The following is a 14,369-nucleotide window of genomic DNA, read 5'->3' as shown; positions in this document are numbered from 1 at the left end:
CTTATGAAAGTACTTCATTTAGATAAAAATCATCCCTTATTAATTCAGCAATTAAAATCTGCTGGGTTTGAAAATGATGAAAACTATGCGTCGTCTAAAAAAGAAATTGAAAAAATAATTTCTGAATACCATGGAATTGTTATCCGATCAAGATTCAAAATAGATCAGCAATTTATCAATGCTGCTTCTCAATTACAATTTATTGCAAGAGTTGGAGCAGGTCTAGAAAGTATTGATATTCCTTATGCTGAAACTAAAGGGATTAAATTATTTTCGGCACCTGAAGGAAATAGAAATGCAGTTGGAGAACATACAATAGGAATGTTGTTGTCGTTATTCAATAAACTGAATAAAGCGAATTCTGAAGTACATAGAGGACACTGGAATCGAGAAGCCAATCGAGGGGTCGAATTAGAAGGAAAAACGGTAGGAATTATTGGATATGGTAATATGGGCAAAGCGTTCGCGAAAAACTTAAAAGGTTTTGATTGTAAAGTCATTTGTTTCGACATAAAACCTAATGTAGGGAATGAAAACGCTCTTCAAGTTACTTTAGAAGAACTTCAAGAGGAAGCAGATGTATTGAGCTTACATACTCCTTGGACACCTTTAACAAATAAAATGATAGACGCTGCGTTTATCGCGAAATTTAAAAAATCATTTTGGCTAATCAATACAGCTAGAGGAAAAAGTGTAGTGACTTCACATCTAGTAGAAGCATTAAAAAACGGTAAAGTACTAGGTGCAGGATTAGATGTTTTGGAATATGAAAAAAGTTCATTTGAAACATTATTTACGGATAATGATATGCCAGATGTATTAAAGGAGTTACTGACCCTTGACAATGTTTTAATTAGTCCTCACATAGCGGGGTGGACGCATGAAAGTAAGATTAAATTAGCCCAAACGATTGTAGATAAAATCACACATAATTTTAGAATATGAAACGAGCATGTTAAAAAGTGTATCACCTAATGAGATGACTAATAGGGAATAGCATGCCTGTGCTGAACCTGTCGAAGTATGACCGTTAAAAAAAAATAGAACAAACACATGAAAAATAGAGTTACAGGATTAGGAGGATTTTTCTTTAAAACAGAGGCCCTAAAAAAACAAAAGATTGGTATAAAAATCATTTAGGACTCAATACCGATGACTATGGTTGTACTTTTTGGGGGAAAGATGAAAAAGGTAATAAATGTTCTACTCAATGGAGTCCCTTTAAAGATGACACTACCTATTTTGAACCAAGTAAGAAAGAATTTATGATGAATTTTCGTGTAGAAAATTTAGTAGAACTCTTGGAAGTATTAAAAAGCGAAGGTGTTACAATTGTTGGTGAAATGGAAGAATATGATTATGGAAAATTTGGGTGGATACTTGACCACGAGGGGAATAAGATTGAACTTTGGGAGCCAATAGATTAAGCTTTTTTATAATTTTTACTATCTTTACTTCTCAACCAAATAAATTTAAACTACTATGAGCGAAGAAACAAATCCTCAAGAAGAGGAGAACACAAAAGGTGGTTTTGAAGAAACTACCGAAAATATAAAAGAAGAGGCTAAGAATACTGCCAATGATTTTAAGGAAGGATGGAACGAAGCAACAAATAATAATGAAAACAAAAAATTAATAGCTGGATTATTAGGTATACTTTTAGGAGGTTTTGGTATTCATAAGTTTATTTTAGGATACACAAAGGAAGGTGTTATTCAAATTGTACTTACTGTAGTTACTTGTGGATTTGCAAGTTTCATTGGATTAGTAGAGGGTATTATTTATCTTACAAAAAGTGATGAAGAGTTTTATAATACCTACCAAGTAGGTAGAAGACCTTGGTTTTAATAGAAAGAATTAAAACTTATTTTTAATGCTTAATAAATAGATTAGAAACGACTATAGCTAATCATTACATCTAATAATAAATAAAAAAAAGCCTCACATGATTTAAATGTGAGGCTTTTTAATGCTTAATATTTAATTAGGATTTTTTATAACTTGAATAATATTCATCCATTAAGTTTATTAAAGCAGTTACTAGATCTTTAGTTTCTAATAAAAGACTAAAGTAAAGAGTTGTATTCTTCGGACTAGATTCTTCAGTTCTAGTTCGCTGAATTTGCTTTTCAATCATTAAAGAAATATCATCCATCGCTTGCGTTTTTCTTTCAAGGATATTCTCTAATTTTTCAAACTCTCGATTGTCGAATATAGATTGAATATCAGCTAATAAATGTTCAAATTCAGAATCGATTTCTTGAAGATCTTTAATCTGATTAAAGCGAAGCGCTTTGTGGTTATTATTAATGTGCTTATAACTTTTCTTAGAAATAAACTCTAATGATTGAGCAATATCTGTTAAATAGCCTAAAATTACTATATAGAAATTACTCCCTCTCACACTGGTGTCGTCTAAGTTTTTAATAAAGTAGAAAATATTATCTCTTAACTCTTCGATTTCAGCATCTAACTTCTCAACACCTTTTCTGCTTTTCTTCAATTTACCAAGATCTTGCTTCGCTAATCCCTGTAATACATCAGAATAAATTTTATTTGTTCTTGATACTACATTAGATATGTTGTCAGCACTTTCTTGAATGATACCTTGTACTGTTTTACTTTCAGCTTTCTTTAAGCCTTTATGCGTATCATCATATTTTCCTTTGTTTTTATGTTTTATATAATTTCTTACTAATAATAAAACAGCTAATAAAAGCAATACCGCAATCATTGGAGCTTTCCCAATAAAAATTAAATAAGCTAAAGTACCTGCAGCAACAAATGCACTAAATGCTGTAAAGAACCAACCTCCAATAACATTTAATACACCAGCGACTCTATACACGGCGCTTTCACTTCCCCAAGCTCTATCAGCTAACGAAGTTCCCATTGCAACCATAAAGGTTACATAGGTTGTTGAAAGAGGTAATTTTAATGAAGTTGCAATAGATATTAAAATACTTGCAACCATTAAATTTACAGCTGCTCTCACCATATCGAAGGCAGGTAGATCTGCCTCAGCTACTTTTGCTGCTTTTGGTTTTTGAAATTGTTTTTCTATCTTTCTTCTAAAAACAGTAGGCATTAGAGTGTCATGATATTTTGATATCAATATTGTAAAACGAACTAAACTTCTAGATAAAAAATTAGGTTCAAAACGTTCTTTTACAGAATCCTGACTTGAAAGATCAATAGAAGTTTTTAATACTGCTTTTGCTTTTTTAGAGAACCATAGTGTGATTACCATTACAATTCCCGCAGAAAATAAGAGTATGGTAGGAGTAGGTACTTTTTGAGACATGATCTCCATGCTAAATTCATTCGCAGCTAAACCACCAACATTTATTAATGGATCCATCCAAGCTTGATAGGATTGCCACGCAGCAATTGGAACTCCAATAAAGTTGACTAAATCATTACCCGCAAAGGCCATTGCAATAGCAAAGGTACCAATGATAATAATGAACTTATATACATTCAATTTGAAGACATAGTTTAATAAAGCACATAAACCTGTCCAAAAAATAAAACTAACTGCTACAATTAATAAGGTATTAGAAAATACAAATTCTTTAAAATCACCTGGAATGAAACTTGTTCCTTTAAGCCCTTTGATAAATATAAAATAGGTAATAGCTGTTGCTGCAATACCACCAAAAAGAGCTCCAACCCATTTAGCTTTTTCTTCAAATTTAAAGCTAAGCATTAAGCGAGAAATATACATTATAAATGCACCAACCGAGAAGGCGACGACTACAGAGAGGAGTATTCCAAAAATAATTTCGGAGGCTTTATCAGTATTAATATAGTTCCATAATTCTGAGTAATCTCCACTAGAATTTGCAATTTTTATTAAAGACATAACAACCGCAGCTCCTAATAATTCAAATACTATCGATACCGTAGTAGAGGTTGGCATTCCTAGGGTATTAAAAAAATCAAGTAATAATATGTCTGTAATCATTACAGCCATAAAAATGATCATAATCTCATTAAAGTAAAATTCGCCAGGCATAAAAATACCTTTCCGAGCAACCTCCATCATTCCGCTAGAAGAGAGTGCTCCAAAAGCAATCCCTAAACTGGCAACGATCATAATTGTTTTGAAAGAAACAGCCTTAGAACCTATGGCAGAATTTAAGAAGTTTACAGCATCGTTGCTAACCCCTACAACTAAATCGGCAATAGCAAGAACAGCTAAAGCAACGATCATCATTAAATAAATATTATCCATAACAAAATTATTGAAAGTAACGATACAAACGTAATTCAATAATTTATTCGCTATGTTAACTAAATGTTACTAAATCATGCATATTAAAATTATTTTCAAAAGGATCATTTTTTCTTTTTATGCTTAACTATTTCTGCCTCAGTGTAAAATATAATTTCTTCAGCAACGTTTTTTAATAAATCTCCAACTCTTTCAAACTTTTTAATGACAGAAAATAAGATTAATGCTTGACCAGTAATAGAGGTGTCTTTAATTATTTCAGTTTCAAGTAATGAAAAGGAATTGGAATTTATTTTGTCTAAAATTTTATCTTTTTTAAAAACTTTGCGGACAATTTTTACATTTTTTTCTTCATAAGCTTGAGTAATATCTTCAAACATTGAAGTTATTGTGTCATACATTAAATCAAATTGTAATGTTTTTAATAAATGAGGAGCAATTTTTTTGTCCTCATCCACAACATATCTAGAAATTCCATATGCATGATCAGCTATTCGTTCTAAATCAAAATTGATTTTACGAATGGCCATGATAAAACGTAAATCATTAGCAACAGGATTATAAAGAGCTAAAAACTTCTCACAGTCTTTTTCGATTTTAAGGTCTAAAGCATTTACACGGTTTTCTTTATGAATAACCTCTTCTGCTAAATCGCTGTCATGAGTTACAAAAGCTTCTTTTGCTTTATCGATTTGTGAATTACAAAGACGAAGCATATCAAATCCAGCTTGGTTTATTACATCACGTTGATGTTCTGCATTTATTATCATAATGTTGTATTTTTAACCAAAACGACCGGTAATGTAGTTTTCAGTTTTGGTTTTACTTGGGTTCGTAAAAATGGTTTTAGTTTTATTATATTCAATTAATTCACCGAGGTAAAAGAAAGCAGTGTAATCACTAATTCTACTAGCTTGTTGCATATTATGAGTTACAATTACAATGGTATATTTTTCTTTTAATTCGAAAATAAGTTCTTCGATTTTTGCAGTTGAAATAGGATCAAGAGCTGAAGTAGGTTCATCCATTAATATGATAGATGGTTCTACAGCAAGAGTTCTGGCTATACATAAGCGTTGTTGTTGTCCTCCTGATAAAGTCAAAGCTGATTTTTTAAGGTCGTGCTTTACTTCATTCCAAAGGTCTGCTTGTTTTAAAGCTTTTTCAACACGTTTATTAATAAATTCTTTGTCTTTTATACCTTGAATTTTTAAGCCATAAGCAACATTTTCGAAAATGGATTTTGGAAAGGGATTTGGTTTTTGAAAAACCATCCCTACGTTTTTTCTCAATTCTTCAATGTTAATTTTTTTCTTATAAATATTGTCTCCATCAATTTTTATTTTCCCTTCTAATTTAAAACCGTCTACATAATCATTCATTCTATTGAATAACCTTAAAAAAGTTGATTTACCACAACCTGAAGGCCCAATTAACGCAGTGACCGATTTAGGTTTAATTTCTATATCAATTCCTTTGATTGCTTCAAAATCTCCATACCAAACATGAGCATTTTTTGTTTCAATTTTTGGCGCTTTTCTTAAAGAAGAATCTATAATTTTATCTTGAGTCATAATATCTATGCTAGTTTTTTCAGCTGTTAGCTCCATTTTTTCTGCCATTTATTTCTGAAATAAACAGCGATACCATTCATAACAAATGTGATTAATAATAGAATAATTATCGCTGCTGCTGCATTTTCAATAAAACCGTGTTGAGGCCTTGAAATCCAATTAAATATTTGAATTGGGAGCACTGAAAAATCATCCATTGGGGTTTGAGGAGCAAAAGGTACATAAGCTAATGCACCAACCACAATTAAAGGAGCAGTTTCGCCTACGGCTCTCGATAGCGCAAGGATAACTCCTGTTAATATACCTCCTCCAGAAGCTGGTAGAATTTGATTCCAAATAGTTTGCCATTTAGAAGCTCCTAAGGCATAAGAGGCATCTTTAATAGTTGAAGGAACTGCTTTTACAGCTTCTCTTGTTGCAACAATAATGATGGGTAATATTAAAAGAGATAGTGTTAAACTACCCGCTAAAACACTAGCGCCAAGATTCATGATTCTTACAAAAACTTCTAAGCCTAATAACCCGTATATAATTGAAGGTACTCCAGCAAGGTTTGAGATATTAATTTCTAATATTGCTGAAAACCGGTTTTTCTTAGCGTATTCCTCAAGATATAATCCAGCTGCAACACCCATTGGAAATGAAATTAAAGTTGTTAATAATAAAATCCAGATACTACCCATTAAAGCTGTATAAATACCAGATTTCTCAGCTTTTCTAGAAGGTAAATCTGTAAGAAATTTCCAATCAATTCTACTTATACCATCAATTAAAATATCTCCAATAAAAACAAATAGTAAGATTAAACCAATAAGGGTACAAAAAATACCCCAGAATTTAAACAATTGGTCTTTCAACCTATTTTTCTGAACATTATTCATATTTCTCTTGGTATTTTTTTCGAATTCTATAACTCAATGTGTTCAATAAGAATGTGAATACAAATAAGGTTATACCAGCCGCAAAGATTGTTCTATACTCAAGTGAACCATGTTGAACATCTCCTAAACTCACTTGCACGATATATGCTGTAATAGTTTCTATAGGGACTGTAGGGTCTAAAGTTAAACGAGGTTGTTGCCCTGCAGCAATAGCAACTATCATGGTTTCACCAATGGCTCTTGAAATAGCTAATATGATAGATACAATAATTCCTGAAGATGCAGCAGGAACCATCACTTTAAATGCTGTTTGTAACCTTGTTGCTCCCATCCCAAAAGAAGCTTCTCTTAAGGATTTTGGAACTGCATGTAATGCGTCTTCACTTAATGAAGATACATAAGGTATAATCATTATTCCCATTACAATACCAGCTGAAAGTGAATTAAAACCAGAAAGATTAGGATAAATTTGTTGCAAAAAAGGAGTCACTACTATCAAAGCAAAAAAACCATAAACTACAGTTGGTACCGCTGCTAAAAGTTCTAATAAAGGTTTGATAGTTTTTCTGAAACTTTTTGGCGCGTATTCACTTAAATAAATACTTATTGATAAACCAATAGGTAATGCAACAGAAATAGCAATGAAAGAAGTTAATAATGTTCCTGAAAGTAAAGGAAGAATCCCAAAATGTTTTTCAGTAAATAAAGGAGTCCACTGTGTATCAGTAAAAAAATCAAATATGGAAACTTCACTAAAAAAACGAAAAGTTTCTACCGCTAATACAGAAACAATTCCTACGGTTATAGCTACAGTAACTAAGGCACTCGAAAAAAGTGACTTTTCTATTATTAACTCTTTTATTTTACGCATTGATACTTTTTTAGGCTAATAAATCAGGTACCTCAAAGAGATACCTGATTCTCACTAATCAAACTTTCATTTATTTGTTACTTTCAACAAAAGTTTTGAAGCTATCTTTTTGTGATTTATATTTTTCATCTGGAAGAGGAATGTATCCTACATCTTTAGATAATTCACCAGCATTATCAATGTAATAGTTCACAAATTCAACTACTTCTGGAGAAGCAACTGAAGTACTATTTACATAGATAAATAAAGGTCTAGATAAAGGTGAATAAGATCCATTTTTAACAGTTTCTAAAGATGGCTTTACCACTTCAGTTCCATTATGAACACCTATCAATGTTAACTTATCTTTGTTTTCAGCATAATAAGCTAATCCGAAAAATCCTAAAGAAAATTTATCTCCAGCAATTCCTTGCACTAAAACGTGATCATCTTCACTAGCTGTGAAATCTCCACGACTTGAACCACTTTTACCAACAATTGCTTCGGTAAAATAATCATAAGTTCCTGAAGCAACTCCAGGACCGTATAAATGAATTTCTTCATTTGGCCATTCTGGACGAATTTGGTTCCATTTCATGATTTTACCTTGAGCTGCAGGCTCCCAAATTTTCTTTAATTCTTCAATTGTAAAGCTATCTACCCAATCATTAGCTGGGTTTACTAAAACAGCTAATCCATCATAAGCAACTTCCAGTTCTAAATATTTAATGTTATTTTCGTTACAAGCTGCTATCTCTTTGTCTTTAATTGGGCGAGATGCATTAGAAATATTAGTTTCTCCTCTTGAGAATTTCTTAAATCCACCACCTGTTCCTGAAACACCAATAGTTACTTTCACTTTAGGTTGGACACTTCTAAATTCTTCAGCTACTGCTTCTGTAACAGGAAATACTGTACTTGATCCATCCACTTTAATTGTTCCAGATAATTCAGTAGACCCATTTGAATTGCTTTTAGCAATTTCTTTTTTCTCTCCACAAGCTCCAAGTAAGAATGCAATGGCGATAATTGTAATTATTTTTTTCATTTTGAATATCATTAGTTTTTGCATTACAAATAAACCACCTTAATGTTATGTGAATGTTAATCAATAATGAAGAAAATACTATCGAATGGTTATACTTACGTTACCTAATGATTAATAAATTGTATAAAAAAAGGAAAGACAATTTTGTCTTCCCTTTTACTTTTTATTAAATAATTATTTTTGATTAAAAGTGAAGGTCGAAACCTAATCTAAATGTGATGTTGTCTTCATTTCCATCTACCGTTGAATAGCTAATATCCGACTGTACTTTAAGTTTGTGACCAACGATATATTTAGAAACACCTAAGGTATATTGTTCAATAGGAGAAGCCCCTGTAATATCATCGTAGTCTACAGTTGTAAAACGTCCTACAACTTCATAATTAGTTTTAAATAAATACCCAGCTTGAGCATTAAATGCATTTCCGGTAAGTACTATATCACCAGTAGGAGTTGTACCATCTATATCTAATGCAACTGCATCATCTGCATCTCTCATTGCATATTCACTCATAAATGAAAATCCTTTGTATTTAAACATAGCATCTACAAAGATGGTGCTTATAGGTGTTTCATATAATGATCCATCTGAGCGGAACATATAAGAACCTAAATTACTTCTTGTTTTTACTGCATCATTATTATAGTCATAAGTAGAACCAATCATTAATTTAGGGGACGGTTCACGCTTTAAATCAGCTTGAGAATAATCTCCTTTTGATGCAAACTTTCCGAAGGGCAAAAATTCAAGACGTCCAGTAAATTGAAGGCCACCTTCATTTCCTTCTGTAACATTTCTTCCTTCTCCTTGTGATACTGCAATTTTTTCTCGCATTAAGAAGTTTCCTCCTAAATTTGATTTATGACGTAATTGTATTCCTAAATCACGGTCTATATTAAATCTGCTGTTTAACATTGAACGATCAATTAATTGAAGATTTGCTGATGAAACAACACGTTCTACGTTTCCAGGTAATTTAGTTTGTCCTGCCCATAGTTCGAAATTTTTATGAAAATTCCACATAATAACCGCATCAAGAATATATCTTGGGGTATTTCTGTTAAAATCACTTGCTCCTGAGATGTCTCTATTAGATAGACCTAACTCTATTTTATATTTTAATTTTGGTGAATAAGCAAAACCGTCAAATTTTAATCGTGCTCTACGAACAATAAAATTATGATCTGGGCTTCCGTATTGATCTCCATCATGATCCCAAGAAGACATAGATCTTACTTGAATTCGAGGTGCAAATTTCACGCTAAATGAGCTATCTTTAGCTACAAAGTTTAAAAGCCCTTTTCCAAACTTAGCATCGCTAATTTCTTGAGCATTTGAGGAACTAATTGTTGCTAGAAAAGCAAGAACTATAATGTAATATAATTTCATTTTTTAATCTTTTAAAGTTTTTGTCTATGCAAATAACTAACCTCTATGTTAATTGAATGTTAAGACAAGATTAATTTTTTGATTTTTGTTTTAACATTCAATTAACATGGTACAGTTATAATACTAGTTTTTAGCCATTATATTTGTAAAAATTAGAGGTTTTAATGAGTAAAACTTTCATCACATCTATATTTTCTACATTATTGATATTTTCAATGATGGCTCCTATAATGGTTTCTTACATGAATTTAAATTTAGAAGCTATTGTTTATGGAGAATTTTCTGAAAAAGAAAAGAAAGATAAAAGTGAAATTGATGTTGTAGAAAAAGATCTTATTGATTTAAAATCTCATTATTCTGAATGCATAGTTTTAGATAAAAAAGCTTCATTAAATTCTTTTTATTGGAAATTAAATCAAGCATATTCTTCTAAAATATTTCTACCCCCTCCAGAATATTTCATTTAATATTTAGATTAAAATAGTCTTCATTTTTTTGAAGAAATATAAATTAATGTTGCTATTTTTATAGCAATAAATCAAGTTATTATTATGAAAAAATTATTCGATTTTAAACATTTTAAAGGAGATTTGTTTGGGGGAATTACTGCAGGTATTGTAGCCTTACCCTTAGCATTAGCTTTTGGTGTTAGCTCGGGATTAGGTCCAAGTGCAGGTCTGTATGGAGCTATTTTTGTAAGTTTCTTTGCTGCCCTTTTTGGAGGGACCAACACACAAATTTCTGGGCCTACTGCTCCAATGACAGCAGTAAGTATGGTAGTAATTGCAGGGATTATTGCGGTGAACGATGGTGATATAAATAAGGCAATGCCTGCAATATTAACTGTTTTTATTTTAGCAGGTCTTTTTCAAATAGGACTAGGCCTTATTGGTCTAGGAAAATATATAAGATATATTCCTTACCCTGTTGTTTCTGGTTTTATGACAGCCATCGGGATCATTATTTTAATTACTCAAATATTACCTACGCTAGGATATTATCCTAAAGAGGATGTTGCCTTTGTCGAAATGTTTAAGCCTCAAGCCGAAGAAATAATTTTAGATAATATTTTAAAGAAAGAAGCGGGAGAAGGAATTTTAGTATTAGAAGATTTTAGGGAAACAATAATTAGAGCTGAGAAGATAACAAGTAATCAAATTTTAGCTGAATCACAAACTCTCGCTGCTAAAGAAGCTTCGGGTGTTTTAGGATCTTTGAAGGTGTTTCCTAGAGCGCTACAAAATATAAACTGGTTAGAGTTACTATTGGCATTTGGCACGATATTTATTATTTATGGATTCAAAAGAATCACTAAAGTTATACCAAGTACTTTAGTAGCTCTGCTAGTAATGTCGGGTATTGCTGTTGGGTTTAAATTAAATTATCGCCCTATTGAAGAGATTCCTAGTGGATTACCAATTCCAAATTTAGAAATTTTTTCAAGTTTTAGTTTTAGCAGTATAACGCCATATATTTTTACAGCATTAACACTTGCATTATTAGGAGCGATAGATTCATTACTAACTTCTGTTGTTGCAGATAATATGACCAAAACGAAACACAAACCTAATAAGGAATTAATTGGGCAAGGTATTGGAAATTCTATAGCTGCTATTTTTGGAGGAATACCAGGAGCAGGTGCTACTATTAGAACAGTCGTAAATATTAATGCTGGAGGTAAAACTAGATTGTCTGGAATGATTGCAGGTATCATATTATTTATAGTTCTTTTAGCACTAGGGCCAGTAGCTTCACAAATACCAGCAGCGGTATTAGCAGGAATTTTAATAACTGTGGGTATTGGAGTTATGGATTATAAAGGATTAAAAGCGATTCCGTATATGCCAAAACCAGAAGTGATTATTATGTTAGTAGTTTTAGTATTATCTTCTGTTTGGAACTTAGTATATGCTGTTGGAATTGGCCTCGTAATTGCATCGCTTATGTTTATGAAAAAAATGGGAGATCTTACAGCAGAACGATCTGATGTAAAATCATTACTCAATGAAAAAGCATGGGATGATGAAGCCACTTTTCCTTTAAATTTAAAAGAAAAAGTATTTATTAAACACATTAAAGGCCCACTATTTTTTGGATCCACAAGTGAGTTTCAACAGCTTGCGAAGCAAATACCAGATACAGCCTCTGCTGTAATAATAAGGATGGGAAGGATGGCTTATATGGATCAATCTGGATTATATGCAATGGAAGATGTGTTAGTAGATTTATTGCAAAGAGACATAAAGGTATTTTTTATTAACCCCTTAAAGCAACCACAATATTTGATGGAAAAAATTGATATTATACCCGATTTAGTTCCAAAAGAAAATATTTTCAAGGATTTCAATGATTGTGTATCTTGGGTAAAAAATAATTTAGAAATTAAATAAAAAAGAATTATGGAGGGAAATAATAAAGAAGGCATGAGTCCTCCGGCATTGGCCCAGGAACGTTTAAGAGAAGGAAATAGAAGGTTTGTAGCTAGTAGAAATAAAGACAGGGATTTGATGACGGAGGTAAAAGCAACAGCGGGAGGTCAGACCCCTTTTGCTACAATATTGCATTGTATCGATTCTAGAGTTTCTGCTGAGTTAATCTTTGATCAAGGAGTTGGGGATTTATTTAGTGTTCGTGTTGCTGGAAATATTATAAATCAAGATATTTTAGGAAGTCTGGAGTTTGCAAATATTGCCTCTACTTCGAAGATTATTGTGGTGATGGGGCATACAAGTTGTGGCGCAGTTGGTGCAGCTTGCAATCATGCTAGGTTTGATGATATGGTAAACCTAAATAAACTAATTAGGATGATAGAGCCTGCCGTTACAGCAGTGACAGAACCGATAGAACAAGGCGAACGTAATTCTGGAAATACAGACTTTTTAAATAGAGTAGCTAGAAAGAATGTAGAATTAACAGTGAAGAACTTAAAAAATGAGAGCCGCGCATTGGCACTTAGAGCAGAGGATCCTTCTCAATTAAAGATTGTAGGAGCGATGTATGATGTAAGTACAGGTGTTGTTGAATTTTTTAATGACGAAGAAAATTCTTAAATTCTTAAAAATAATAAGTATAAAAAAAAGGGCTATTTTAATTAAAATAGCCCTTACACTTTTAATCTAGTCGACAAAAACTAAAAAGATATTCAAAAGTGTACTTTGTTGGTTAATTCAAAGTTTAGTTTCTTGTCCATACAGCACCCCAAGTAAAATAATCTGTTGTAGATGCATTTCCATCACCAGATATAAAATCTGCTTCTGTAAAAGGTGCAGAAGTGTCATTTTTCATTTTAACTAGTACATCTGTGAAAATTGCATCGGTTACTTTTAAATCTCCAGAAATTACTCCTTGACCCGTTGGGCTGTTTCCTCCATCGCCATCAATATCAAAACCTTCTTCAAATCCTTGAATAACGACGTTATTAAAAATTCCTTGTGTTCCAGCTCTTAATCTTATTGCTTCATTTTCTGTTGCAGATCCTCTTCCAATAATTAAAACATTATTTACGGTTGGTTTTGAATAAAATAACGGACTAGAGTTATTTCCTATATCTGTATTAAATCCATCTGCTTCAATTCCTTTATCGTGGGAAACACCGTGCTCGATATATACATTGTTTAATGTACCTCTATATCCTTCTGTCCAATCAACAGAATCATCTTGTGCGCCAATTACTGAAATAAAGCTTGCATTTACAGTTCCTCCAAAGAATTCGATTCCGTCATCTTTTCCTTCAAAAGCTTGAATGTATTCTACCAAAGTTCCATTTCCAACACCATAAAATGAAAACCCATTGTTTTCAGAAGAAGCATCAGCACTACCTCCAGAATATTCTATACGAACATATTTTATGATTCCTGAATTGTCATTTTCATTACTACCTCCGTAAGGTAATCCACCTATTTCTGAAGTAGATGTAGCGTCTCCACCAGATACCGAATTAATAGGTGCCTTTCCAAGTATAATTAATCCTCCCCAGTCACCAGCATTTGGAGTATTTGAGTTTGATGTAAATACGATAGGACTTCCCGCTGTTCCTACAGCATTGATTTGTGCATCTTGAGAAATTGCAACATAGACATCAGCACCTGAATTTGCTTTAATTACAGTTCCGGCCGGAATTGTTAATGTTGTTCCTGCAGTCATAATTAATCCTTCAGTTAAAAGATAATCATTACCTTCTTCTAATATTAAATCAGTTGTCATTGTACCACCAATAATCACTGCTAAATTTCCAGACTCTTCATTATTAGAGCCATTGTTTATGCTATTGTCGATACTATTATCATTAAAAATAATATCTGCAGTATCATCAGATTCACATGAAGCAAATAGAGTTGCTAAAATTGTTATGCTTACTAATAAATAATTTGTTTTCATTTTTTTTGTATT

13 protein-coding genes and 1 pseudogene are annotated in these 14,369 nt (G+C 32.1%); 6 read left to right on the top strand and 8 right to left on the bottom strand.

Features of this window, described 5'->3' with window-relative positions:
* Window positions 1-3: 3 nt before the first annotated feature.
* The 3 genes and pseudogenes from ABXT64_RS04330 (at window position 4) to ABXT64_RS04320 (ending at window position 1,848) form a co-directional block, all read left to right on the top strand.
* Window positions 4-945: a 2-hydroxyacid dehydrogenase gene (locus ABXT64_RS04330; protein WP_443634232.1), complete on the top strand. Its 942-nt coding sequence runs from the start codon at window positions 4-6 to the stop codon at window positions 943-945.
* Window positions 946-1,053: 108 nt separating this feature from the next.
* Window positions 1,054-1,427 (top strand): annotated as a pseudogene (locus ABXT64_RS04325) (VOC family protein).
* A 55-nt stretch (window positions 1,428-1,482) separates the two neighbouring features.
* Entirely contained in the window at window positions 1,483-1,848 is a 366-nt protein-coding gene (locus tag ABXT64_RS04320) for a TM2 domain-containing protein (protein WP_443634230.1), read from the top strand.
* Window positions 1,849-1,984: 136 nt separating this feature from the next.
* Here ABXT64_RS04320 and ABXT64_RS04315 read toward each other — a convergent pair whose 3' ends face one another.
* The 7 genes from ABXT64_RS04315 to ABXT64_RS04285 form a co-directional block, all read right to left on the bottom strand.
* On the bottom strand, window positions 1,985-4,237 hold the full coding sequence (locus ABXT64_RS04315) for an inorganic phosphate transporter (RefSeq protein ID WP_443634228.1): 2,253 nt from the start codon (window positions 4,235-4,237) through the stop codon (window positions 1,985-1,987).
* Between the two features lie 104 nt (window positions 4,238-4,341).
* Complete coding sequence (gene phoU / locus ABXT64_RS04310; protein ID WP_443634227.1) at window positions 4,342-5,007, bottom strand: phosphate signaling complex protein PhoU; 666 nt, start codon at window positions 5,005-5,007, stop codon at window positions 4,342-4,344.
* 12 nt (window positions 5,008-5,019) lie between these two features.
* Window positions 5,020-5,811 carry a phosphate ABC transporter ATP-binding protein PstB gene (gene pstB, locus ABXT64_RS04305; protein WP_443634917.1) on the bottom strand — a complete coding sequence of 264 codons (792 nt, stop codon included), beginning with the start codon at window positions 5,809-5,811 and terminating at the stop codon, window positions 5,020-5,022.
* Between the two features lie 26 nt (window positions 5,812-5,837).
* Window positions 5,838-6,692: a phosphate ABC transporter permease PstA gene (gene pstA / locus ABXT64_RS04300; protein WP_443634225.1), complete on the bottom strand. Its 855-nt coding sequence runs from the start codon at window positions 6,690-6,692 to the stop codon at window positions 5,838-5,840.
* On the bottom strand, window positions 6,685-7,563 hold the full coding sequence (gene pstC, locus ABXT64_RS04295; RefSeq protein WP_443634224.1) for a phosphate ABC transporter permease subunit PstC: 879 nt from the start codon (window positions 7,561-7,563) through the stop codon (window positions 6,685-6,687). Before pstC ends, pstA begins: the two co-directional genes overlap by 8 nt.
* A 70-nt stretch (window positions 7,564-7,633) precedes the next feature.
* Window positions 7,634-8,590, bottom strand: a complete 957-nt coding sequence (locus ABXT64_RS04290; RefSeq protein ID WP_443634222.1) for a PstS family phosphate ABC transporter substrate-binding protein — start codon at window positions 8,588-8,590, stop codon at window positions 7,634-7,636.
* 184 nt (window positions 8,591-8,774) lie between these two features.
* Window positions 8,775-9,980 (bottom strand): porin, encoded by a 1,206-nt coding sequence (locus tag ABXT64_RS04285; protein ID WP_443634220.1) that lies wholly within the window; start codon window positions 9,978-9,980, stop codon window positions 8,775-8,777.
* Window positions 9,981-10,144: 164 nt separating this feature from the next.
* Here ABXT64_RS04285 and ABXT64_RS04280 point away from each other — a divergent pair, with 164 nt between their 5' ends.
* The 3 genes from ABXT64_RS04280 (at window position 10,145) to ABXT64_RS04270 (ending at window position 13,030) form a co-directional block, all read left to right on the top strand.
* Window positions 10,145-10,447, top strand: coding sequence for a hypothetical protein (locus ABXT64_RS04280; protein ID WP_443634218.1), 303 nt, complete (start codon window positions 10,145-10,147; stop codon window positions 10,445-10,447).
* Window positions 10,448-10,531: 84 nt separating this feature from the next.
* Window positions 10,532-12,370: a SulP family inorganic anion transporter gene (locus ABXT64_RS04275; protein ID WP_443634216.1), complete on the top strand. Its 1,839-nt coding sequence runs from the start codon at window positions 10,532-10,534 to the stop codon at window positions 12,368-12,370.
* Between the two features lie 9 nt (window positions 12,371-12,379).
* On the top strand, window positions 12,380-13,030 hold the full coding sequence (locus ABXT64_RS04270) for a carbonic anhydrase (RefSeq protein WP_443634214.1): 651 nt from the start codon (window positions 12,380-12,382) through the stop codon (window positions 13,028-13,030).
* 124 nt (window positions 13,031-13,154) lie between these two features.
* Here ABXT64_RS04270 and ABXT64_RS04265 read toward each other — a convergent pair whose 3' ends face one another.
* Entirely contained in the window at window positions 13,155-14,357 is a 1,203-nt protein-coding gene (locus ABXT64_RS04265) for a multidrug transporter (protein WP_443634212.1), read from the bottom strand.
* Between the last annotated feature and the right edge of the window lie 12 nt (window positions 14,358-14,369).

It is taken from the genome of Candidatus Marifrigoribacter sp. Uisw_064, assembly GCF_047730175.1.
Classification (GTDB): domain Bacteria; phylum Bacteroidota; class Bacteroidia; order Flavobacteriales; family Flavobacteriaceae; genus Marifrigoribacter.
The sequence above is the reverse complement of the archived record's forward strand: the minus strand, read 5'-3'. Positions and strand labels throughout refer to the sequence as shown.

Excerpts from the sequence above, each read along its gene's own strand:
- ABXT64_RS04330 (WP_443634232.1), top strand. The coding sequence starts at position 4 with ATGAAAGTACTTCATTTAGATAAAAATCATCCCTTATTAATTCAGCAA.
- ABXT64_RS04320 (WP_443634230.1), top strand. The coding sequence starts at position 1,483 with ATGAGCGAAGAAACAAATCCTCAAGAAGAGGAGAACACAAAAGGTGGT.
- ABXT64_RS04315 (WP_443634228.1), bottom strand. The coding sequence starts at position 4,237 with ATGGATAATATTTATTTAATGATGATCGTTGCTTTAGCTGTTCTTGCT.
- phoU (WP_443634227.1), bottom strand. The coding sequence starts at position 5,007 with ATGATAATAAATGCAGAACATCAACGTGATGTAATAAACCAAGCTGGA.
- pstB (WP_443634917.1), bottom strand. The coding sequence starts at position 5,811 with ATGACTCAAGATAAAATTATAGATTCTTCTTTAAGAAAAGCGCCAAAA.
- pstA (WP_443634225.1), bottom strand. The coding sequence starts at position 6,692 with ATGAATAATGTTCAGAAAAATAGGTTGAAAGACCAATTGTTTAAATTC.
- pstC (WP_443634224.1), bottom strand. The coding sequence starts at position 7,563 with ATGCGTAAAATAAAAGAGTTAATAATAGAAAAGTCACTTTTTTCGAGT.
- ABXT64_RS04290 (WP_443634222.1), bottom strand. The coding sequence starts at position 8,590 with ATGAAAAAAATAATTACAATTATCGCCATTGCATTCTTACTTGGAGCT.
- ABXT64_RS04285 (WP_443634220.1), bottom strand. The coding sequence starts at position 9,980 with ATGAAATTATATTACATTATAGTTCTTGCTTTTCTAGCAACAATTAGT.
- ABXT64_RS04280 (WP_443634218.1), top strand. The coding sequence starts at position 10,145 with ATGAGTAAAACTTTCATCACATCTATATTTTCTACATTATTGATATTT.
- ABXT64_RS04275 (WP_443634216.1), top strand. The coding sequence starts at position 10,532 with ATGAAAAAATTATTCGATTTTAAACATTTTAAAGGAGATTTGTTTGGG.
- ABXT64_RS04270 (WP_443634214.1), top strand. The coding sequence starts at position 12,380 with ATGGAGGGAAATAATAAAGAAGGCATGAGTCCTCCGGCATTGGCCCAG.
- ABXT64_RS04265 (WP_443634212.1), bottom strand. The coding sequence starts at position 14,357 with ATGAAAACAAATTATTTATTAGTAAGCATAACAATTTTAGCAACTCTA.